This is a genomic window from Herbaspirillum sp. ST 5-3 (assembly GCF_004804275.1).
In the GTDB taxonomy this organism is placed as follows: Bacteria; Pseudomonadota; Gammaproteobacteria; order Burkholderiales; family Burkholderiaceae_D; genus Noviherbaspirillum.
In genome coordinates, this window is record NZ_STGI01000008.1 from 1 (window position 1) to 18,753 (window position 18,753).

The following is an 18,753-nucleotide window of genomic DNA, read 5'->3' on the forward strand; positions in this document are numbered from 1 at the left end:
CCTGGCAGTAGGCATTCGCCGCGTCGCGCACCATGCGCTCTTCATTCGTCAGTTGCTGGTCCAGCAGCAGCGGGTCGCCCCAGTGGAACGCAGCTTTGGTGGTTTTTGAGGTCATTGTAGAGTCCTGATGTGAAGAGAAATCCCGGGGCAGATGCCTCCGATTCCTTATGCTGTGATCGGTTTGGTTGATACAAATTTCCCGCCATGAAAAACCAGAGCGGGCTTCGGCGACACATCGCAGCGCTCGACCTCGCCGACGAAAATGACGTGATCGCCTTCCGGGTAGCGGCTGCGGTTGTGGCATTCGAACCAGGCTGCAACCCCTTTCACAATCGGCAAGCCGGTGCGTGACAAGTCGAAGTCGACACCTTCGAAACGATTGTCGATGCGCATGGCAAACCGTTCCGCCAGACTTGCCTGATCGCCTGCAAGCACGTTGATGACGTAATGGGAATTCCCTGTGAATACCGGCAGGCTGCTTGCGCCTTGCGACAAGCTCCAGAGTACGAGCGGCGGGTCGAGTGAAACGGAATTGAACGAACTGGCGGTCAATCCGAGGAAGCTGCCGTCGGGCAGGCAAGTGGTAATGATCGTTACGCCTGTAGCGAACTGAGACAGTGCTTCTCGAAATTGGCGAGTTTCGAATTCCGGTGGGCCCGCGCTTGGAGACTGATGAGACATCTGAAAATCCAGGAAATTTTGCTCATTATGCCGAAAAAGAAGTTTTTATGGCGGGCAAGCAGTTCTCGGCTATTTGCGGCGGACCAGCGTCGATGGCGGCACTTGTTCGCGCAACAAGGATTGAAATGCTTTTGGCATCCACGGACGCGCCGCGAGCATGAAGCTGATCGAATATTTTTCCTCAAAGGGCAGCTTCGCATCTTCCTGGTGCCGTTGCGAGAATTCGCGCGCGACTTGCTTCATGCGATCAAGAAGCGCGGCAATCGATTGCTTCGACAGCATGACATTCACCAGTCGCATCAATTCATGGTCGCCGTCGAACTGCGATTCGAGATAATCGCCATAGGCTTGTTCCCGGAAATGCGTTTGAATCGGGCCGTTGGGGATCCAGCGAAAGGTGCGCGAAACGAGCATCTTCACGCGATTGTTGGGGAGAAGTTCGAGAAAACCGATCTTGTCCAGGCGGATCAGGTATTTGACAACCTCCGCTTCGGTCATTTGATAAATCTGTACGATCTGGGCAACCGTGAACTGATTGAGAATCGACACGGCGACGACAAACAGCCTGGTGTCGCCGATGATTTCCTTTTCCTGCGCATAGCTCAATTCCGAGATCAGCCTGGATTCATCGTGGGCGACCAGCGCCACGTCACGGAAATCGATCTGCGCGGCGTTGAGGATTTCATCCAGTCGCTGAAGCGTGAAATTCTTCTGTGAAAACATCCTTTTTACACTGGCTTCCGACATCCGAATACGTGCGGCTAGATCGGCATAGGTGATGCCGCGCGCTTTCAGTTCGCGCTTGAGAGCGTCGACGAGGGACGTTGCATGCAACATGATTTTTATCGGCTTGATAACAAAGTAGCAAAAATGATACACCAGCGCGATACGCGGCTCTCAAAGGGTGTAACTTGAAACACATGGCGATGCACGCAATGAGAAGACGCCATGCTTTGTTCGAATCGGTTATGCATCGCCGGCGGTTTGCGCTAAAGTCATGTCATAACGAACGGGAACAACGATGGCTACTGAAATCGCAACACTCGGCGGGGGATGCTTCTGGTGTCTCGAAGCCGTCTATCAGGAACTGAAGGGCGTGCAGCACGTGGAGTCCGGTTATGCGGGCGGTAACGTGCCCAACCCGACGTATGAGCAAGTGTGTGACGGCACCACTGGCCATGCCGAAGTTATCCGCGTGGAATTCGATCCTGCGGTGGTCAGCTATCGCGAGATCCTTGAGATTTTCTTCACCATCCACGATCCCACGACACCGAACCGGCAAGGCAATGACATCGGCACGCAATATCGCTCCGTCATCTTCTACCACACGCCCGAACAGCAGGAAACCGCGAAGCAGGTCATCGCCTGCATGGCAAGCGTGTGGGATGCGCCAATCGTGACCGAACTCAGTCCTGCACAGGAATATTACAAGGCGGAGGATTACCACCAGAATTATTTCCGTCAGCATCCCTTGCAAGGCTACTGCGCATTTATCGTTGCGCCCAAAGTCGCCAAATTCAGAAAGATTTTTGCCAACAAGATCAATGCGACCGATCATGCGAACGAGAGGGAAGGGAAGTGACCACCGTATTTTCGAAAATCATCCGCGGCGAGATCCCGAGCGTGAAGGTGTACGAGGACGAGTTAGTGTACGCATTCATGGATGCGGGCCAGGTGAATCCCGGGCATGTGCTGGTGGCGACGAAGAAGCCCTATGAGACGCTGATGGATGCGGATGAGGAATCAGCCGCTGCCATGATGCGCGCCGCGTGCAGAATTGCGAAAGCGGTCCAACAGGCTTTCCGGCCGGACGGCATCACGATCCTGCAGGCCAACAGGCCCGCCGGCTGGCAAACGGTGCCGCATCTGCATTTGCACGTGCTGCCGCGATTTCAGGATGACGGCGTCGAGCTGACCTGGCCGCGAAAGGAACCCGGGATCGACAAGCTGCGCGAGTACGCGGCGAAAATCCAGCTCGACTAGGTCACAACGATAGCCTTGGTGAGCACGCGTCAGTGGACGTACATGTACCGGCGTGACCACGGAAGCAAGGCGGGTTCACGGCCCGCCTTGGTGCAGACCACCTGATAGAGCGACACCCAATCCTGGGCAAATGCGTATGCGCATCCGGCCAGATAGACGCGCCAGATGCGAAAGCGCTTGTCGTCCACCAGGGGTTTGATGTCCGCTGCGTGTGTCTCGTAATTGTCGGCCCAGATGCCGCAGGTCCTGGCATAGTGGCGGCGCAGGTTTTCCACATCGTAGATTTCCAGCCCGCCTTCCTGCATCGTCGTGAGCACGGTGCCGATGTGTTCCAGCTCCCCATAGGGGAAAACATACTGTTCGATGAAATCGCCGCCGCCGTATGCCGTTGCCCCGTTCTTCGGATCGGTCGTGGTGATCCCGTGATTCATCACGATGCCGTCGTCTGCCAGCAATGAACAAATCTTGCCGAAGTACTCCGGCAAATGCTTGGCGCCGACGTGCTCGAACATGCCGACGCTCGTGATGCGATCGTATATCCCGCTCACATCGCGGTAGTCCTGGATACGAATTTCCACGCGGTCGGAAAGCCCCGCACGCTTCACTCTTTCGCGCGCGAGTTCGCACTGGTTCTGCGACAAGGTGATGCCGACGCATTTCGCGCCGAATTTCTGCGCCGCGCGCAGCACGAGCGCGCCCCAGCCGCAGCCGACGTCGAGCAGGGTATGGCCGGGACGTACCTGGATCTTGGCCAGGATGTGGTCGATCTTTTTCAGCTGCGCGGTCGTCAGGTCTTCGTCGCCGTTTTCAAAGTAGGCGCAGGAATAGACCAGGTTATCGTCCAGCCACTTGGTATAGAAGTCGTTGGAAACGTCATAGTGATAACGAATCGCGTCTTCGTCTTTCTTCTTGGTGTGGTGCAGGGAACGCACCACGCGGGCGAATTTGCCTTCCGGTTTCAAGGCGCGCGCGGCGAGTGCGCTGCCGACCGAAATGATTTCCTTGGCGCGCCCTTCCACCTCGATCTTGCCTTCGACATAGGCTTTGCCGAGGTTGAACAGCGACGGCGTCAGCAGATAACTCAGCGCCGAAATATGCGGCACTTTGACCGTGACCATGGAGGGGGATTGCGCACCGAAGTCGAGCTGCTGCCCGTTCCATAGCACCAGCCGCAACGGCAAGGCGGACTCGCCGCGAATACTGTCTACCCAGCTTCCCAGCTTCTTTTCCCAAAACACGATATGCCCTCCGCAATGACGGATTGATCGAGTGATGCGAGTCCGGGTAGCTGCGATTTAAATCAACTACGGCTGCAGCCTTTGCCGTTGCCAGCTTCCGTCAGCCTGCAAGGTGTACGCGATCCGGTCATGCAGGCGCGACGGGCGGCCCTGCCAGAACTCGATGTAATCCGGAACCAGCCTGAATCCGCCCCAATGCGCGGGCCGGGACGGATGATCCCCATACTGTTGTTCTACCTGGGTGACTTTTTCTTCCAGCGCTTCGCGGCTGTCGATCGGGCTGCTCTGCGCGGACGCAATGGCACCCAGGCGGCTTTTCAATGGACGGCTGTGAAAGTACGCATCGTTTTCTTCGTCGGATATGCGCTCGACGCGGCCCTCGATGCGAACCTGCCGCTCCAGTTCAATCCAGTAAAACAGCAATGCGCCATATTGGTTTTGCGTTAACTCATGTCCCTTGCGACTGCCGTAATTCGTGAAAAACGTGAAACCGCGCTGATCGAATTCCTTGATCAGCAGGATGCGCGAGGACGGCCTGCCGTTTTCCCCGACGGTGGAGACGCACATTGCGTTTGCTTCCGGCACCTGGGCGGCGATCGCCTCACTGAACCATTTCGAGAATTGCTCGATGGGATTGGGGAGGGCTTCCGCTTCCGACAGACTAGCGCGGCTGTATTCTTTTCGTAAATCTGCTATCGACATCATCTTTCCTGTTTGCTGTGTTCAACATCAAGGGCCATGTCCGGCGTGGAATTGTTTGATATGCAACTGCGGCCTTGGTTGCCCGCACGCCACGCACAATAAGGCCATTCTCTTCAACATAGCCTATCGCCGGCAATATGCCTTGTCTTGCATCAATTTTATCGAAATGGGAAGGAAAGCAGGGCTTTAAGGTGGTTTATTCGCGATAAACGGATTGCGGGTGGGCGGCGCTCTTGCGCCATGCGAGCGGAACACCGGCGCCGATCATGGCGCCCATGCTCCAGAATACCGCCGGCAATCCGATGGCGAGGCCGGCGCCGCCGAACATCAGCGGCAGGATAACCTGGCTGGCATTGCCGATCGTGACCCGTACGCCGACAGCCTCCGCCGCGCGACCGGCCGGAGCAGTATGGTGCAACAAGGCGAGCATGTTCGGCTGGCTGGAACCCACCGCCATGCCGAGAACCGCTGCCACCGCCATCAGCGCAAGAGGTTGCCGCATCAGCGGGAACAAGGCGTAGCAGAGCGCTGCCAGCATCAAGGCCGAAGCCAGTATTTGCCATTCTGACAGCCGACGCGAAATCCAGGGCATGGCAAGGCGCACCATGAAGGTGGCGGCGGAAAAGCAGCCGAGGATCAGGCCGATGGTCGATGCGCTGAAGCCTGAGCGCGCACCCTGGATAGGCAGCACGAAGGTGAACAGATCCCATGCCGACGAGAGCAGCGTGCCTACGAGGTAGATGTGCCGCATTTCGGTATTGCGCAGCAAGTCCAGCGCGCTGCCCGACGAAAAATCTTCCTTTTGTGAATGGAACGGGAGTTGTCGCAACCGACCAAAGGTGATCAGGGCCAGTGCGCCGAGCGCGACGCCGCAGAATGCCGTGTATGCGGTGCTGTAGCGGGCGTGGTCGATGATCAGTCCGGCAAGTACCGGACCGCAAAATCCGGAAATCGAAAAGCCCAGAGCGAGCCAGCTGAAGTTGGATGCGCGTTCTTCCGTCGTGCTGATTTCGCCGACGGTATGCTGGGATGCAACTTGCACCGCCATGAACCCGGTGCCGATGAGCACTGTCGCAAGATACAGGATTGGCAACCCGCTGATCACGCTCGGCAGCGCGCAACCGATGCCGATGGCGATGCAGCCGACGAGCATCGGCTTGATGATGCCGACGCGGTCGATCAGGCGGCCTGCCTGCACAGCGAACAACATCGGGAAGAGCGAGAACAGCGCGATCAGGGTGCCAACGGTGAATTCCGAAGCGTGCAAGGACAGTGCATACAGAGAGGTCGTGATGCGGGCACCGGCCAGCGCGGCATGCGCGGTCAATGACACAAGAATAAGTTGCAGCAGCGGCGCGGAGGGGAACACAGATCAACGATACAGGCCTGGAGGCCACAAATCCACAAAAAACATTCTAGAGGAAAATATAGTTCGTTGCCGTCCGTTAAAATGGCGAAATGAACGCCATTATTTCGCTTAATCCACCTCTTGATTCCTCCGGGGACGACATCGATTTCGATCGTCGTTTCGGAGGCATTGCGCGCTTGTACGGAGAGGCGGCGCTGTCGCGTTTTCGCGACGCGCATGTCTGTGTCGTGGGCGTCGGCGGCGTCGGATCCTGGATCGTCGAGGCGCTGGCGCGCAGCGCGATCGGGCGCATCACGATGATCGACCTCGATAACGTCGCCGAGTCGAATGTCAATCGCCAGATACACGCACTGAGCGATACGCTGGGCAAGGCCAAGGTCACTGCATTGGCTGAACGTATCGCGCAAATCAATCCGTATTGCGAAGTGACCGAGATCGAGGATTTCATCACTGCCGACAATCTCGATCAGATGATCGGCTCGCGCGCTTATGACTATGTCATCGACGCCATCGACAGCGTCAAGGCGAAGACCGCATTGATCGCATACTGCCGCGCCAAGGGGATACGGCTGATCACGATCGGCGGCGCGGGCGGGCAGATCGATCCGACCAGAATTGAAATCCGCGATCTCTCTCGCACCGAGCAGGAACCATTGCTGGCCAAGGTGCGCAAGCGCCTGCGTGCGCAGCACGGCTTCCCACGTGGCACAAAAAACAAGTTCGGAATCGATGCGGTATTTTCGACCGAGCCTTTGCGCTTTCCCGAGACCGGCGAAGCATGCGCTATCGACGAAGACGACAAGACTGGAGTGACCGGCTTGAACTGCGCGGGATTCGGTTCTGCCATGGTGGTGACGGCGAGCTTTGGCCTGGCCGCTGCGGCGCATGTCTTGCGCCGGCTGGCGGAAGAGGCCGTATCCTCGGACGGTCCCTAAGCGGCCTGGCTTGTTACGAAGCCGGCCGCCTGCTCATTTCGTCGCCACTTTCATCGGGCACCCAGCATGCCTCGTCCAGCGAGCGCGATGCAAGCACTTCGTAAACCGAACCCTCCGGCCTTGTTACCGACTGCACTAATGCGATCTGGCTCGCATGCCACTCGATCGGCGTAAACGCAAAATCGGGCGGCGGAGATGCGTCGCGTGCGAGCGTGATGTGCGGCTTGAACGGCTGACGCATGTCGCAGGAAATGTCATGCTCTTTCAGCGCGAGCGCCAGTTCCTGCGAGAGTGAGATCAGGGCATCCGGCGTCGTGTGCGTGCCGACCCAGGCAACGCGATTGCGCGGAAAATAGCCGACCCTGTCGAGGATCAGCGTCGACGACGGAGCGCGGAGATGCGTGATGATCTTCTTCGCCGCCGGCAGAATCGTCACGGGCTGTTGTCCCAGAAACGCAAGCGTCAGGTGAATATTGAGATAGGGAATCAGGCGCCCGCGCAGCGATGTCTGCAGTTGCATGAGCGCGGTGCGCGTGGCGTCGTCGGGCCAGAGCGCGAAGAACAGGCGCAGCGATTCCGTTGGCTTGGCATTCATCGTCATGTCGGCTCCCCTATGGCCTCCCGAGTCAGAAATTCGTTGTCATGGCATTCGCGAAGAGTTGTTTGTATGACAGGCAATTCGCCAAGGCGTTCGTCTCTTAACGGCTACAGCTTAATGACCACAGCTTAATGACATAGGGCAGCGCCGCGATCGGTGAAGCCATCTTTGTCGACCGGCAGGAATTCCCACTCATAACCCTGATTCTTCAGCACCAGCTTGAGCACGCCGTGTGACGAGTTATCGCTGACTTCGCTGTGGAATCTGCGAAAGCGCAGGGGCGTGAGCTTGGCGCCACCGGTGCCGACGACAAACTCGCGCATTCCGCGCTTGTCGTCCTGCTGCCCGTCGGCATCCTGGGGAGCGAAGCGTTCATAGTCATGATCATGCGCGGACAGCACCAAATCCGCACCGGCGGCTTGGAGCATGCGCCAGGCTTCTGTCATCTGGGCATTGTTTCCGTGGCCTCCCGAGCTGAACAGCGGGTGATGCCAGTAGGCCAGCGTGCAACGCGCCTTGTTCTTTTCCAGGTCGGATTTCAGCCATTCCATCTGCGCCTTGTGCTGCTCCGGCTTCAGATAACTGTTGAGCGAGATGACATGCCAGCTGCCGATGTCGGTGCTGTAATAACCATTGCGTGTCGGACCGGCCGCTGCGCCGAAATAGCTGTAATAGCCCACGGCGTTCGGCGTGTAGTACTCATGGTTGCCCGGAGCGGGAAAGGTGCGCTGCTTGAACTGTCCCCATGTCGGTTCGTAGCAATTGGTGAATTCGCCGAGCAGCCCGACCGGATAGGTATTGTCGCCCAGGGCGAGCACAGCCGCGTGTTCATCGCGCGCCAATCCGGGGATGATGAGCGCTGCGGTCTTGGCGGCGCCGCTGTCCTCCGGCTTGCGGTTCCGGCAATCGGCAATGTCGCCGGCGGCGTAGACGGCGACGCCGGTGTCGGACATGAGTGCGGTCTTCACCGCTTCCTCGTGCACGCCTTTATTGGATTGGCAGGCCGACAGAACCCCGATCAGCGCGACGACAAGAGCGATATTGCGGACAAATCGAGCATGGTTGAAAGCGATCATTGCGGGCACGGCATGGACTGTTGACGGGCTTCTATTGTAGAGGATCAGCAGCACGCCACGCAGAGACGCCTTCGCCATGGCGATCGTCAGGGTCGAAATGGATGCGAGGAGCGGTTGTTTCTAGAATTCATGCTCGTTGAACGCGCGCTTTGCTCTTTCCTCGGCCGCGGTCCATGCCTGTGCTTCCGTTGGAAATGTTCCTGCCGGGATATAGGTCTCCGCGATCTCCGGTTCGCGTGTCAGGCGAACATACACTTGTGCCTCATAGTTGCCATCGGGGAGTGCCAGCGCAAGGATGCGTGCAAGATGCTCTCCGCTTTGCAGTACCCGACCATTCGCAGGTGCGGCTTGCGGATCGCCGGGATGTCCCTCGACACTCTTTCCGTTCGGTTCATGCGCCTTCTTTCCGCCATTCGGATGGCTTGCCGCATCAGGATCGACCGAGCGTTGCTCGTGTTCCAGCTCTGTCTGCGCGGGCGATTTCTCGCCGCTGCCGATGTCCGCTTCATCCATGAAATGCCTGGGTTGTGATGCCATGCGATTCTCCTTCTTGCCGTCAGAGTAAGCATATGATGATGGCACAGGGAGATAGTTCTTCGCGCAACTGTCGGAGGGTCGCGGAATGCCGGCGACGAACCATCCGAGTGGCCGTTCGTCTAATTTTTATTTGGAGGCCATATGGGCAATTCGCAACGCGAGCCAGGCGAGCTCGGGAAGCCGGATCCGCAAGTCGTGCGTACCAAGGACAATCCTATCGGCATCGATGACATCGGTTTGCCTTCCGGCATTTCACCGGAAGATCTGCCGAAGCTTGAGGAAATCAGGCCCGACCCCGACAAGCTCAAGGACAAGTGATTGATTGCCCTGCATGGCGAATGAGGAAGGACGAAATATGGCGAACAAGCAAGAGTGCGACAAATATGCAGCGGAACTGATTCAGCGCTTCGAGGATTTCACCCGATGGGCGATCGCGCACTGGCCTAATCCGGAATCTCCCTTGCTCTCGTCGGACTTCAATGAGTCGCGGCGGGAAATCGGACGGCTGGCGGGGCCGAAGCTGGGCGAAGGAAGTGCGGACGACGGATCTGCCGGCAACAGGGAAACCACTCAGTACATCGACATGAACCCGATGCCTTGGCCCTGATGCCGGAGTCAGGCGTTTTGTTGAGTTGATTGCGAAGCAGCAAGTTTTTCCCGCGTTCCAATATTGATATTTCCGGAGATATCGAATTTGTTAACAGATGTTTCTTCACGGTTAACATAAAAGGCAAAATGCTACACTTCCGGCGTTTCAAAGGGGTCCAACCTTTGGTTGGTGTTGTTTATTCCATCGGCATTAATCGCTATACGAAGAAGAGGAAATCATGATCCAGAAATTGAAGCGCGGGTTTGTCTGGATGCTGCTGAGTGCATTCACGTTTGTCGGGTTTACCCAGACTGTGCAAGCGGCGATGATCGGTACCGATCAAGTGCTCGCTGCGAATGCGGCCCAGCAGAACAAGGAGCGCATCGCTGCGGCGCTCGATCGTCCCGAAGTAATGGCGCAACTTGAGAAAATGGGTGTCAACAAGAGTGACGCGCAGGCGCGTGTCGCCGCGCTTACCGATGCGGAAGCAGCCACGCTGGCGAACCAGATTGACACCCTGCCTGCCGGCGGTGATGTGGTCGGTGCGCTGGTTCTCATCTTCGTCGTGCTGCTCGTCACGGATATTCTTGGCCTGACCAAGGTGTTCCCGTTCACGCGCTCCAAGCGATAAATGCCGGTTGGCATGACGCATTCCTGGCGCGGGCTCCTGCCGGGAATGCTGATGGTGCTTGTGTTGCTGAGTGGTTGTGCGACGCAGACGCGATCGCTTCTGCAGTCCGCATCAACCACCCGGCTGCCGTCGAAAGTCGAGCTGGTCTCCACACCTTTCTTCCCGCAGGAACGCTACCAGTGCGGGCCGGCGGCTTTGGCAATGTCGCTTAATGCCGCGGGTATCTCCGCGACACCGGATGCGCTGGTGCCGCAGGTGTATGTGCCGCAGCGCGAAGGCAGCCTGCAGCCCGAAATGCTGGCTGCGGCGCGGCGCAACGGCGCGCTCAGCATGACCGTGCCTCCCACCATCGAAGCCTTGCTCACGGAGCTTTCCGCCGGCAATCCGGTCATCGTCTTGCAGAACCTGAGCTTGCCCTGGTTCCCGCTCTGGCACTACGCGGTGGCAATCGGATATGACCTGAACACCGGCGATATCGTCTTGCGATCAGGCACGACCGAGCGCGAGATCATGCCCTTGTCCACCTTCGAGCATACCTGGGCGCGCAGCGGCTATTGGGGCATGGTGGTGCTGCCTCCCGGCCGATTGCCGGCAACTGCGGACGAGCAGGCCGTCGTTGCAGCGACCGTGGCATTCGAAAAAAACGGCGACGCGGCTTTGGCACGCAAGGCGTATGACGCGGCGTTGAAGCGCTGGCCGCACAAGCTCACTTTGCAAATGGGATACGGCAACAGCGCGTACGCCGCAGGCGATCGTCAAGCCGCGGCGGCGGCATTCAGGACCGCCGCGCAGGAACATCCCGATAGCGCGCCGGCTTTCAATAATCTGGCATCCGTGCTTACCGAACTCGGCGAGTTCAAGGAAGCGCGCAAAGCGGCGGAAAACGCCGCCGCTCTAGGTGGGCCGTGGCGGGAAGCGGCGCAGGCAACCTTGCGCGCGATCGAGGACGGGGAGCGGAAAGCCGGACAATGAGTTATGCGCTATTTGCCGGCCGGAACGAATCACGAGAAATGCAATGCAAGAAACATTACTTCGTCCGAATTGCGTTTCTGTCCATGCAAAGCTTTTCCGGGCCACCGGCTTCGCAACGCTTGTCGATCAGAAGCCTGACCACCAGTGCGCCAACAATCCCGGCGATGAACAGAAGAATCATCAATTGAATGATGGTGATGCCTTTCATGCGATTCATTGTCTTGCCCCTTTTCCGAGGAAACGCGAATCTTGTCCTTCGATCCGAACCATGCAGATGGAACCGAACGTCTGCGGCGACCACAGAAACCTGAAGCAAGACCGTCGATTGGATGATTGGCTTCGGTTTACCCGGAATACTGTTCAGCTTTTACCAGGTTTTTCAACCAACAATAATACGCAACACTGCAAGTTGCGAGAATGATCAAAGGAGACGCACATGAATGTGCAAATGCTGGGTCCGGAATATTCTCTGACCCCTTCGCTGTATGAACACTTGCAACAAACCTTGCGCGCGGCCTTTGCCCGTGCGCGCAGCCATGTTGTGCGCATCGTCGTGCGGCTGGGCGATCTCAACGGCCCCGGTGGGGGACGTGACAAGGTATGCCAGCTCAACGTCACCATGGCCGGCCAGCCGGAAGTCGTGATTCGTGAAGTGCAGGAAGACATGTACTACGCAATCGATTGTGCGGTAAGACGCGCCGCGCATCGCGCGATGCGCTTGATGCAACGCAGACATGCGAGTCCGGCCAAGGGCGAGGACACAGCGCCAGTCTGATGTCAGAAGGCGGCTTTGGCGATCATGCCAAGTGCGACGACCGCGGATACGAAGGCAAAGGTTTTTTGCATCTGCGGTCCCGCCAGCCGATTTGCAGCCAGTCTGCCGGCGAACATGCCGGCAAGACCGCCGACAGAGAAGGGGAGCGCGACGCTCCAGTTCAAATGACCCGCGATCGCGCTCGAGGCCACTCCCATGGCCGATACGAGCGCGATGACGGCCAGCGAAGTCGATACGATGGATTTCATGTCGAGGTCGGTGTAGCGTTGCAGCGCGGGGACCATGACGAAGCCGCCACCCACTCCAAGCAATCCCGATAGCAAACCGGCAAGCGTTCCGGAAAGCGCAAGCGATCTTGCGCAGCGAGAGGTCCATATGAAGCGTCCGCTGGCCTGGTGGCGTACGCACGGGGGCGCAAGCTCCGGGTCCCGGCATTGCGAGGATGGCGATCCGCCGGCCTGCCGGAAGGTGCGGACGGCGACAAGCAGCATGACGATGGCGAACAGGACAGCAAGCCAGCGATTGTCGATGCGGCGCGCCAGCCAGAGACCAGGCGGGGAAAACACAATTCCGAATCCAGCCATCAGGAGTGCTGCCCGATAGCGAACCGTTCCCGTCTTGAGTCCAAGCGCCGCTCCCAGGGCGGCAGCCAGTCCGACGGCGACAAGCCCGATCGGCCCCGCATCGGCGACGCCAAGATGGGCACCGAACATCAGTAGCGGCACGGCAAGAATGCCGCCTCCTGCGCCGGTCAAGGCCAGGATCACACCGACAATCAGACCCAGCACCAGGCTAGTCATCGCTCCCCTTCGTCGACAGAACAGTCGCGCAGCATCAGCCCGCGAAGCGCCGGCGGACGAGGTCGCACAGTGCATAGACGGATTCGTCGGCGATCCGGTAGTACGCGATCGTACCGTGGCCCCGGCGCGCGACCAGCCCGTGCTTGCTCAAAATTGCCAGGTGCTGGGAGATGTTGGAGGAGGTGTAATCGCATAACTCCGCGAGTTCTCCGACATTGCGTTCGCCTTGACGGAGCAGGTTGAGGATGCACAGCCGAGCCGGCACCGACAGCACTTGAAAGTAGGCGGCGACCTGTCCTGTGGTTTCTCTCGGGAGTCCTTCCATCGCACATCCTTCATCGTCGCGCGCGAGGCGCAATGTCGATCTTGTTAAAATGCATTATTGCGTAAGTACTTAAGTAGTCACATAATACAGCAAAGCGGGCTGGCACCGCTTGAGCGATTTCGACGCAAGACATGACAACCGGAGAGAACCATGGCTCATATCGTAATTCTTGGTGCGGGAGTTGGCGGCATGCCCGCCGCGCACGAGCTTCGCAACATGCTGGACCGCAGCCACCGCATCACGGTGGTCAATGCCGTTGATTACTTTCAGTTTGTGCCATCGAATCCCTGGTTGAGTGTCGGCTGGCGGGACCGCAAGACGATCAGTTTTCCGATCCGCCCCTACCTCGAAAAGCGCGGCATTGCCTTCATTGCACAACCGGTCACGACCATTGATGCGGCCGGTAACGCCCTGGTGCTGGCCGATGGCAGCCGGCTCGATTACGACTATCTGGTCATCACGACGGGCCCCAAGCTGGCGTTCGACGAGGTGCCGGGTGCGGGGCCGGCGGCCAATACCCATTCGATCTGCGCCCTGGACCATGCCGAGCAGGCATTCGCCGACTACCAGCAGTTCCTGAAGGATCCCGGACCCGCGATCATCGGTGCGATGCCTGGCGCATCCTGTTTCGGCCCGGCCTACGAATTCTCATTCATCTTCAATGCCGACCTGCGCCGCCGGAAACTGCGCAACAAGGTGCCGATGACCTATGTCACCAGCGAACCGTATATCGGGCATCTCGGCCTGGGCGGCGTGGGTGACTCGAAGTCGATGCTCGAAAGCGAGTTGCGGCAGAACGATATCAAATGGATCACGAATGCGAAGGTGACGCGCGTCGAGCCGGGAAAAATGTTCGTCACCGAACTGGATGAACATGGCGGCGTCAAAAAGGAGCACGAGCTGCCCTTCAAGTTCAGCATGATGCTGCCGGCCTTCCGTGGCGTCGATGCCGTCGCGGGCGTCGAGGGATTATGCAATCCGCGCGGGTTCGTGCTGGTGGATGAGTACCAGCGCAGCAAGAAGTACCGGAATATTTTCGCCGCCGGCGTGTGCATCGCCATTCCACCGGTCGAGGCAACGCCCGTGCCGACCGGCGCGCCCAAGACCGGCTACATGATTGAAACCATGGTGACGGCGATTGTGCACAACATCGCCGCGGACCTTGCCGGCCAGCCGGCTACGGCGAAGGGAAGCTGGAACGCGATCTGTCTTGCCGACATGGGAGAAACGGGTGTCGCCTTCGTCGCGTTGCCGCAGATCCCGCCGCGCAACGTCGCGTGGATGAAAAAGGGAAAATGGGTGCATGTGGCGAAGGTCGCCTACGAAAAGTACTTCATGTACAAGATGAAGAACGGGACGTCCGAACCGATTTACGAAAAATACATCCTCAAGTCGCTCGGCATCGAGCGGCTTGAAAGTTGAATCTTTGGCAAAGGAACACAATGGGAATTTTGGAAAAGCTGTTTTCAATGGTTTCCGGCAGCGCGTCGGAACAATTGCCGGAACAGGCGATGTTGATCGACGTGCGGTCACCGGCGGAATTCGCTGCCGGGCATATCGACGGAGCCATTCCGCTGCCGCTGCCGGCCATGGCACAGGGAATCGACAAGATCGCACAAGACAAGGAAGCGCCGATCATCGTCTATTGTCAAAGCGGGGCACGCTCGGCTGCGGCTCGCCAGCAACTGATCAATCTGGGTTATCGGCAGGTGGTGAACGGCGGCGGCGTTTTCTCGCTGGCGCGGCGCATGAACCGTCGCATTCTCAGCTGACCGGTGCGGACGCACCGCCTGCGGAACTTGATTCAAATCATTTTTTTCCGATAGGCGGCGGGGTACGCTGCTTTGAATGGAGACCACCCCAGGACAGGTTCGCGACATGCCATTCCAATTTGACCAGACCCCGGACCACGAACAGCTGGAAACGGCTTCGCATTACTTCGAGCTGTTTGCAGAGCCGATACGCCTGAGAATCCTCAGTACGCTGCGCAACGGGGAACGTACGGTCAATGAAATCGCGGCACATATCAACGCGAAACAATCCAACGTCTCGCACAAGCTCAAGATGCTGCACCAGTCCAGGATCCTCGTGCGACGCAAGGAGGGCACGCAGGTTTTCTATAGCATTGGCGACCAGAACGCGATGACGCTCTGCCGCGACGTGTGTCGCAAGAAGGCCATCGGCTGGCGAAATGCGGGCGGCGGAGACTTCGAGACCTGTCGTCTGCCCGACCGGCGCTGCAGCATTGGCGGAGGCACCTGCCAGTGGGAGAAATCGCTGGCACTCGTGGCGAACGGACCCGCGACGCGGTACGAAAATCCGTAACCGGAACTGCGCGTCTGCGGAGGGTTACACCTGCGAAGGCAGCGGCTGGCCGGCGAGCACCGCGAAGTAGGCGGGAAACAGTTCGCGCCGGCGTGCGTGGGATTCGGTGATCCGCATGGTGTAGTAGCCGACCTGGTGGTAGTAGGTGATGCGTGCGCGGATCATCGCTTCCTTTTCCGAGAAGCCCAGCGCCGAAAAAATCCGCATGAGCACCTTCAGGCGGGCCGTATCGGCCGAGCGTACCGCGCGCGCCACTTCGGGAGCATTGCGTGCCCAGTCGCGCACCGCGCTGTCGAAATCGGGATCGAATTCCTTCTCGTCGAGCCAGATGCGCGTAAAGCGCGCAAGCTGCTGCAGCGCCGGCTCTTTGTCCTTGCCGATCACGCGCAAGAACGGCTCGGTGTTTTGCGAACGCCAGTGCTTGAGCAGCGCATCGAGCAAGGCCTGGCGGTCCGCAAAGTGCCAGTAGAAACTGCCGCGCGTGACGTTCAGGTCACGCGCGAGACGATCCACCTTGACGTCGGCCACGCCGTGACGTATCAGCGCGGCGCGCGCAGCAAGAATCCAGTCCTCAGCCGACAGGTTATCGGCCGTTTTGCTGCGCGCTTTCGTCATGTGTCGTCCTCACTTGTTGGAGATGGTTTCCAGCGGTTCGAACTTGCCGTTCCTGACCTGCGAAATGGTGACTGCCGCCGAGCGCAGGTCCCCCTTGCTGTCAAACGCGATCTGGCCCGTCACGCCCTTGAAGTTGAGCTTGTAAATCTGGGGCAGGTACTTCTTCGGATCCGCGGAGTTCGCCGCCTTCATGGCGTTGATCAATACGTTGGTCGCATCATAGCCATAAGGTGCGTACATGACAACCTTGCCGAACCTGGCATTGAATTTCTTCGTGAAGTCCGGGCCGCCGGGCATCTTCTCGATGGCCTGGCCGGAATCGCCGGAATAGGTGCCTTCCGCCGCGTCCTTGCCGGCCAGGCTCGCGAACGCATCGCTGGAGATCGAGGAGCCGAACAGCGGAATCTTCATGCCCATCTCGATCATCTGCTTCCTGAACGGACCTGCCTGCGCGTCGACGCCGCCGTAGAAGATCGCCTGCACATTCTTGCTCTTGATGTTCGTCAGGATCGTGTGGAAATCGGAAGCCTTGTCGCTGGTGTATTCGCGCGCCCCGACCTTGCCGCCGAGCCTGGTCACGGTCTTTGCCACCACGTCCGCCAGCCCCTGGCCGAACGCGGTACGATCGTCGACCACCGCCACGTTCTTCGCGCCCAGCTTGCCGACCATGTACTGCGCAATGGTCGCGCCGACCTGCTGGTCATCACCGATGACGCGGAACACCGTGCGGAAGTTCTGGCGGGTCAGAGTCGGGTTGGTGGCCGCCGGAGCGACCTGCGGGATTCCGGCGGCGTTATAGACCTTGGATGCCACGATAGTCGCGCCCGACGTCAGATGACCGACCACGCCAGCCACGCCTGCGTCGACGAAGCGATTGGCGACGGCAACCGCCTGCTTGGGATCCGCCTGGTCGTCTTCCGACAGCATCTCGAAGCGAACCGCCTCGCCGCCCAGCTTGACACCCTCGGCATTTGCCTCGTCGATCGCAAGCTTGACCGCGTTTTCGAAGTCCTTGCCATAGTGTGCGATGCCGCCGCTATAGGGGCCCGATACGCCGATCTTGACGACCTTTTCCGCGGACGCGGGCTGGCTGAAGGCGAAAGCGGATGCGCAAAGCGCAGCCAGCACGGTGATACGGCGCGAACGCGAAAAATTTTCTTGCTTCATAACGAGAGGCTCCTCCAGGTGTGATGTCAAAAACAATGCGGGTTGCAGGGCTCCCGCTCAGCCGGCTTGCCGGAAAACGACAGTACGTTCGCCGTTCAGAAGTACACGCCGTTGCGCATGCCAGCGAACTGCGCGCGACAGCACGACGTTTTCGATATCCTTGCCGATGCGCACGAACTCATCGGGCGCCAGACCGTGGTCTACGCGTACGGTTTCCTGCTCGATGATCGGGCCTTCGTCGAGGTCCGGCGTCACATAATGCGCCGTGGCGCCGATTACCTTCACGCCGCGCGCATGCGCCTGGTGATAGGGCCTGGCTCCCTTGAAGCTCGGAAGGAAGGAGTGATGGATGTTGATACAACGTCCCTCAAGCGCGCGACACAGATCGTCCGACAGGATCTGCATGTAGCGCGCCAGCACTGTCAGCTCGGCCTTGTACTCGCGGATCGTTTCGAGCATGCGCATTTCCTGCGCGCGCTTGTCGCCGCCTTCCAGCGGCAAATGGACATAGGGAATGCCATACCATTCCACCAGCCGGCGCATTTCCTCGTGGTTGGAAACCACCGCGACGACATTGATCGGAAGCTCGCCGGAATGCCATTGATGCAGCAGGTTATTGAGGCAGTGGCCGTGCTTTGATACGGCGATGATGGTGCGCATCGCGTGCGATTCCGGCGTGATCTGGATCGTCATGCCGAAGCGCCCCGCCACCGCTTGCAGCGCCGCGTGGACCGCATCCATGCCGGCGAAGCCTTCGTCCTCGGCACGGAAGACCGTGCGCATGAAGAACAAGCCGGTATCCGGATCGCCGTAGTGCGAGGATTCGGTGATGAAGACCTTCTGACTGGACAGAGCCGTGGCGACGGCGGCAACAATGCCCGACTGGTCGGCGCAGCGGACCGTGAGTATGTAATGTTCGTTGGGATGTTTCATAACGATTTACAAGGCGTCGCAGGCATACGCCCACCAGTCGGCAAGATAGGGTTCCAGGGGGGCGTCGGCCAGAAGCAAGGCATTAGATTCCGAAATACGGAAGAGCATCGCAGCCACATCCGCCCAACGCAGGCGCGTGGCGTTGCCCGGCGCCGGCACTGCCGACACATCGGCCAGTCGTGCGAGCACGCCGGGCAGGGCGGCACCTTCCAGCCGCCATACGCCGACGGCTTCGCTCAGATCGATGGCGCAGCCCGCTTCCCTGTTGCCCGGTCGCAGTTCTGTCAGCAGCTTGTTCAAGCGCTTGGGGGAGGATGCCAGCGCGATCCGCTCTGTCCTGCTGCGCCAGATCAGCCATGGATCCGTACCGCTCCAGGCGCCATGCTGCTGCGGCCAGGCGGCGTTCAACGCAGCGGCGGCAGGCGCGGCGACGGCCTGTTCGTCAACCTTGAATACGCGTATCGTGGCCACGCCCCATCCGCTCAGTCGTGTCATGCTCGGG

At 59.1% G+C, this 18,753-nt stretch carries 26 protein-coding genes; 11 read left to right on the forward strand and 15 right to left on the reverse strand.

Annotated features, from left to right (window positions below; genetic code table 11):
* Positions 1 to 165 precede the first annotated feature (165 nt).
* Entirely contained in the window at positions 166 to 681 is a 516-nt protein-coding gene (locus E6W33_RS15950) for a flavin reductase family protein (protein WP_136418312.1), read from the reverse strand.
* Between the two features lie 69 nt (positions 682 to 750).
* Positions 751 to 1,518: a helix-turn-helix domain-containing protein gene (locus E6W33_RS15955; RefSeq protein WP_136418313.1), complete on the reverse strand. Its 768-nt coding sequence runs from the start codon at positions 1,516 to 1,518 to the stop codon at positions 751 to 753.
* Positions 1,519 to 1,702: 184 nt separating this feature from the next.
* Between E6W33_RS15955 and msrA the strand changes: the two genes are divergently transcribed.
* Together msrA and E6W33_RS15965 are read left to right on the forward strand one after the other, a co-directional pair.
* Positions 1,703 to 2,263 (forward strand): peptide-methionine (S)-S-oxide reductase MsrA, encoded by a 561-nt coding sequence (gene msrA, locus E6W33_RS15960; RefSeq protein WP_136418314.1) that lies wholly within the window; start codon positions 1,703 to 1,705, stop codon positions 2,261 to 2,263.
* A complete protein-coding gene (locus E6W33_RS15965; RefSeq protein WP_136418315.1) occupies positions 2,260 to 2,664 on the forward strand; it encodes an HIT family protein in 405 nt (134 codons plus the stop codon). The genes msrA and E6W33_RS15965 overlap by 4 nt, the downstream gene beginning before the upstream one ends.
* A 29-nt stretch (positions 2,665 to 2,693) precedes the next feature.
* On the opposite strand, the gene E6W33_RS15970 is transcribed toward E6W33_RS15965, so the two are convergent.
* The 3 genes from E6W33_RS15970 to E6W33_RS15980 all read right to left on the reverse strand — a co-directional run bounded on the left by E6W33_RS15970 (position 2,694) and on the right by E6W33_RS15980 (position 5,937).
* Positions 2,694 to 3,902: a cyclopropane-fatty-acyl-phospholipid synthase family protein gene (locus E6W33_RS15970; RefSeq protein ID WP_136418316.1), complete on the reverse strand. Its 1,209-nt coding sequence runs from the start codon at positions 3,900 to 3,902 to the stop codon at positions 2,694 to 2,696.
* 66 nt (positions 3,903 to 3,968) lie between these two features.
* Positions 3,969 to 4,604: a pyridoxamine 5'-phosphate oxidase gene (pdxH, locus tag E6W33_RS15975; RefSeq protein WP_136418511.1), complete on the reverse strand. Its 636-nt coding sequence runs from the start codon at positions 4,602 to 4,604 to the stop codon at positions 3,969 to 3,971.
* Positions 4,605 to 4,800: 196 nt separating this feature from the next.
* Positions 4,801 to 5,937 (reverse strand): MFS transporter, encoded by a 1,137-nt coding sequence (locus E6W33_RS15980; RefSeq protein ID WP_168798666.1) that lies wholly within the window; start codon positions 5,935 to 5,937, stop codon positions 4,801 to 4,803.
* Positions 5,938 to 6,062: 125 nt separating this feature from the next.
* Here E6W33_RS15980 and tcdA point away from each other — a divergent pair, with 125 nt between their 5' ends.
* The gene (gene tcdA, locus E6W33_RS15985; RefSeq protein ID WP_136418318.1) at positions 6,063 to 6,908 is read left to right on the forward strand and encodes a tRNA cyclic N6-threonylcarbamoyladenosine(37) synthase TcdA; all 846 of its coding nucleotides are present in this window, start codon (positions 6,063 to 6,065) and stop codon (positions 6,906 to 6,908) included.
* Positions 6,909 to 6,921: 13 nt separating this feature from the next.
* On the opposite strand, the gene thpR is transcribed toward tcdA, so the two are convergent.
* The 3 genes from thpR to E6W33_RS27575 all read right to left on the reverse strand — a co-directional run bounded on the left by thpR (position 6,922) and on the right by E6W33_RS27575 (position 9,119).
* Entirely contained in the window at positions 6,922 to 7,509 is a 588-nt protein-coding gene (gene thpR, locus E6W33_RS15990) for an RNA 2',3'-cyclic phosphodiesterase (RefSeq protein ID WP_136418319.1), read from the reverse strand.
* Positions 7,510 to 7,634: 125 nt separating this feature from the next.
* On the reverse strand, positions 7,635 to 8,660 hold the full coding sequence (locus E6W33_RS15995; protein ID WP_247869666.1) for a metallophosphoesterase: 1,026 nt from the start codon (positions 8,658 to 8,660) through the stop codon (positions 7,635 to 7,637).
* 42 nt (positions 8,661 to 8,702) lie between these two features.
* Positions 8,703 to 9,119, reverse strand: coding sequence for a hypothetical protein (locus E6W33_RS27575; RefSeq protein ID WP_247869667.1), 417 nt, complete (start codon positions 9,117 to 9,119; stop codon positions 8,703 to 8,705).
* A 141-nt stretch (positions 9,120 to 9,260) separates the two neighbouring features.
* Here E6W33_RS27575 and E6W33_RS27085 point away from each other — a divergent pair, with 141 nt between their 5' ends.
* The 4 genes from E6W33_RS27085 (at position 9,261) to E6W33_RS16015 (ending at position 11,311) form a co-directional block, all read left to right on the forward strand.
* Entirely contained in the window at positions 9,261 to 9,437 is a 177-nt protein-coding gene (locus E6W33_RS27085; RefSeq protein WP_168798667.1) for a hypothetical protein, read from the forward strand.
* Between the two features lie 37 nt (positions 9,438 to 9,474).
* Positions 9,475 to 9,726, forward strand: coding sequence for a hypothetical protein (locus E6W33_RS16005; RefSeq protein ID WP_136418320.1), 252 nt, complete (start codon positions 9,475 to 9,477; stop codon positions 9,724 to 9,726).
* A 220-nt stretch (positions 9,727 to 9,946) separates the two neighbouring features.
* Positions 9,947 to 10,339: a PA2779 family protein gene (locus E6W33_RS16010; protein ID WP_211097355.1), complete on the forward strand. Its 393-nt coding sequence runs from the start codon at positions 9,947 to 9,949 to the stop codon at positions 10,337 to 10,339.
* Positions 10,340 to 10,351: 12 nt separating this feature from the next.
* Positions 10,352 to 11,311, forward strand: a complete 960-nt coding sequence (locus tag E6W33_RS16015) for a PA2778 family cysteine peptidase (RefSeq protein ID WP_211097356.1) — start codon at positions 10,352 to 10,354, stop codon at positions 11,309 to 11,311.
* Between the two features lie 55 nt (positions 11,312 to 11,366).
* Here E6W33_RS16015 and E6W33_RS27090 read toward each other — a convergent pair whose 3' ends face one another.
* On the reverse strand, positions 11,367 to 11,519 hold the full coding sequence (locus E6W33_RS27090) for a hypothetical protein (RefSeq protein ID WP_168798668.1): 153 nt from the start codon (positions 11,517 to 11,519) through the stop codon (positions 11,367 to 11,369).
* A gap of 228 nt (positions 11,520 to 11,747) precedes the next feature.
* On the opposite strand from E6W33_RS27090, the gene E6W33_RS16020 reads away from it, so the two are divergent.
* Positions 11,748 to 12,086: an HPF/RaiA family ribosome-associated protein gene (locus E6W33_RS16020; protein WP_136418322.1), complete on the forward strand. Its 339-nt coding sequence runs from the start codon at positions 11,748 to 11,750 to the stop codon at positions 12,084 to 12,086.
* A gap of 2 nt (positions 12,087 to 12,088) precedes the next feature.
* On the opposite strand, the gene E6W33_RS16025 is transcribed toward E6W33_RS16020, so the two are convergent.
* Positions 12,089 to 12,886, reverse strand: coding sequence for a sulfite exporter TauE/SafE family protein (locus tag E6W33_RS16025; protein ID WP_136418323.1), 798 nt, complete (start codon positions 12,884 to 12,886; stop codon positions 12,089 to 12,091).
* A 34-nt stretch (positions 12,887 to 12,920) separates the two neighbouring features.
* Positions 12,921 to 13,211: a metalloregulator ArsR/SmtB family transcription factor gene (locus E6W33_RS16030; protein WP_136418324.1), complete on the reverse strand. Its 291-nt coding sequence runs from the start codon at positions 13,209 to 13,211 to the stop codon at positions 12,921 to 12,923.
* Positions 13,212 to 13,361: 150 nt separating this feature from the next.
* On the opposite strand from E6W33_RS16030, the gene E6W33_RS16035 reads away from it, so the two are divergent.
* From E6W33_RS16035 to E6W33_RS16045, 3 genes are all read left to right on the forward strand, one after another.
* Positions 13,362 to 14,633 (forward strand): FAD-dependent oxidoreductase, encoded by a 1,272-nt coding sequence (locus E6W33_RS16035; protein WP_136418325.1) that lies wholly within the window; start codon positions 13,362 to 13,364, stop codon positions 14,631 to 14,633.
* 20 nt (positions 14,634 to 14,653) lie between these two features.
* Positions 14,654 to 14,983: a rhodanese-like domain-containing protein gene (locus tag E6W33_RS16040; RefSeq protein WP_247869668.1), complete on the forward strand. Its 330-nt coding sequence runs from the start codon at positions 14,654 to 14,656 to the stop codon at positions 14,981 to 14,983.
* Positions 14,984 to 15,089: 106 nt separating this feature from the next.
* Positions 15,090 to 15,536 (forward strand): metalloregulator ArsR/SmtB family transcription factor, encoded by a 447-nt coding sequence (locus E6W33_RS16045; RefSeq protein ID WP_168798669.1) that lies wholly within the window; start codon positions 15,090 to 15,092, stop codon positions 15,534 to 15,536.
* Positions 15,537 to 15,560: 24 nt separating this feature from the next.
* Here the strand turns inward: E6W33_RS16045 and E6W33_RS16050 are convergent, their stop codons facing one another.
* From E6W33_RS16050 to E6W33_RS16065, 4 genes are read right to left on the reverse strand one after another with little or no spacing between them, the layout of a single operon-like run.
* On the reverse strand, positions 15,561 to 16,151 hold the full coding sequence (locus tag E6W33_RS16050) for a TetR/AcrR family transcriptional regulator (protein WP_136418327.1): 591 nt from the start codon (positions 16,149 to 16,151) through the stop codon (positions 15,561 to 15,563).
* A 9-nt stretch (positions 16,152 to 16,160) separates the two neighbouring features.
* Entirely contained in the window at positions 16,161 to 17,318 is a 1,158-nt protein-coding gene (locus tag E6W33_RS16055) for a branched-chain amino acid ABC transporter substrate-binding protein (RefSeq protein ID WP_136418328.1), read from the reverse strand.
* Positions 17,319 to 17,375: 57 nt separating this feature from the next.
* The gene (purU, locus tag E6W33_RS16060) at positions 17,376 to 18,251 is read right to left on the reverse strand and encodes a formyltetrahydrofolate deformylase (RefSeq protein WP_136418329.1); all 876 of its coding nucleotides are present in this window, start codon (positions 18,249 to 18,251) and stop codon (positions 17,376 to 17,378) included.
* 6 nt (positions 18,252 to 18,257) lie between these two features.
* Positions 18,258 to 18,746 (reverse strand): hypothetical protein, encoded by a 489-nt coding sequence (locus E6W33_RS16065; RefSeq protein ID WP_136418330.1) that lies wholly within the window; start codon positions 18,744 to 18,746, stop codon positions 18,258 to 18,260.
* Positions 18,747 to 18,753: the final 7 nt, after the last annotated feature.

What these genes read in the sequence shown, in the direction of transcription:
- E6W33_RS15950 (WP_136418312.1), bottom strand. Translation starts at nt 681, where the DNA reads ATGTCTCATCAGTCTCCAAGCGCGGGCCCACCGGAATTCGAAACTCGC.
- E6W33_RS15955 (WP_136418313.1), bottom strand. Translation starts at nt 1,518, where the DNA reads ATGTTGCATGCAACGTCCCTCGTCGACGCTCTCAAGCGCGAACTGAAA.
- msrA (WP_136418314.1), top strand. Translation starts at nt 1,703, where the DNA reads ATGGCTACTGAAATCGCAACACTCGGCGGGGGATGCTTCTGGTGTCTC.
- pdxH (WP_136418511.1), bottom strand. Translation starts at nt 4,604, where the DNA reads ATGTCGATAGCAGATTTACGAAAAGAATACAGCCGCGCTAGTCTGTCG.
- tcdA (WP_136418318.1), top strand. Translation starts at nt 6,063, where the DNA reads ATGAACGCCATTATTTCGCTTAATCCACCTCTTGATTCCTCCGGGGAC.
- thpR (WP_136418319.1), bottom strand. Translation starts at nt 7,509, where the DNA reads ATGACGATGAATGCCAAGCCAACGGAATCGCTGCGCCTGTTCTTCGCG.
- E6W33_RS15995 (WP_247869666.1), bottom strand. Translation starts at nt 8,660, where the DNA reads ATGGCGAAGGCGTCTCTGCGTGGCGTGCTGCTGATCCTCTACAATAGA.
- E6W33_RS27575 (WP_247869667.1), bottom strand. Translation starts at nt 9,119, where the DNA reads ATGGCATCACAACCCAGGCATTTCATGGATGAAGCGGACATCGGCAGC.
- E6W33_RS27085 (WP_168798667.1), top strand. Translation starts at nt 9,261, where the DNA reads ATGGGCAATTCGCAACGCGAGCCAGGCGAGCTCGGGAAGCCGGATCCG.
- E6W33_RS16005 (WP_136418320.1), top strand. Translation starts at nt 9,475, where the DNA reads ATGGCGAACAAGCAAGAGTGCGACAAATATGCAGCGGAACTGATTCAG.
- E6W33_RS16010 (WP_211097355.1), top strand. Translation starts at nt 9,947, where the DNA reads ATGATCCAGAAATTGAAGCGCGGGTTTGTCTGGATGCTGCTGAGTGCA.
- E6W33_RS16015 (WP_211097356.1), top strand. Translation starts at nt 10,352, where the DNA reads ATGACGCATTCCTGGCGCGGGCTCCTGCCGGGAATGCTGATGGTGCTT.
- E6W33_RS27090 (WP_168798668.1), bottom strand. Translation starts at nt 11,519, where the DNA reads ATGAAAGGCATCACCATCATTCAATTGATGATTCTTCTGTTCATCGCC.
- E6W33_RS16020 (WP_136418322.1), top strand. Translation starts at nt 11,748, where the DNA reads ATGAATGTGCAAATGCTGGGTCCGGAATATTCTCTGACCCCTTCGCTG.
- E6W33_RS16025 (WP_136418323.1), bottom strand. Translation starts at nt 12,886, where the DNA reads ATGACTAGCCTGGTGCTGGGTCTGATTGTCGGTGTGATCCTGGCCTTG.
- E6W33_RS16030 (WP_136418324.1), bottom strand. Translation starts at nt 13,211, where the DNA reads ATGGAAGGACTCCCGAGAGAAACCACAGGACAGGTCGCCGCCTACTTT.
- E6W33_RS16035 (WP_136418325.1), top strand. Translation starts at nt 13,362, where the DNA reads ATGGCTCATATCGTAATTCTTGGTGCGGGAGTTGGCGGCATGCCCGCC.
- E6W33_RS16040 (WP_247869668.1), top strand. Translation starts at nt 14,654, where the DNA reads ATGGGAATTTTGGAAAAGCTGTTTTCAATGGTTTCCGGCAGCGCGTCG.
- E6W33_RS16045 (WP_168798669.1), top strand. Translation starts at nt 15,090, where the DNA reads ATGCCATTCCAATTTGACCAGACCCCGGACCACGAACAGCTGGAAACG.
- E6W33_RS16050 (WP_136418327.1), bottom strand. Translation starts at nt 16,151, where the DNA reads ATGACGAAAGCGCGCAGCAAAACGGCCGATAACCTGTCGGCTGAGGAC.
- E6W33_RS16055 (WP_136418328.1), bottom strand. Translation starts at nt 17,318, where the DNA reads ATGAAGCAAGAAAATTTTTCGCGTTCGCGCCGTATCACCGTGCTGGCT.
- purU (WP_136418329.1), bottom strand. Translation starts at nt 18,251, where the DNA reads ATGAAACATCCCAACGAACATTACATACTCACGGTCCGCTGCGCCGAC.
- E6W33_RS16065 (WP_136418330.1), bottom strand. Translation starts at nt 18,746, where the DNA reads ATGACACGACTGAGCGGATGGGGCGTGGCCACGATACGCGTATTCAAG.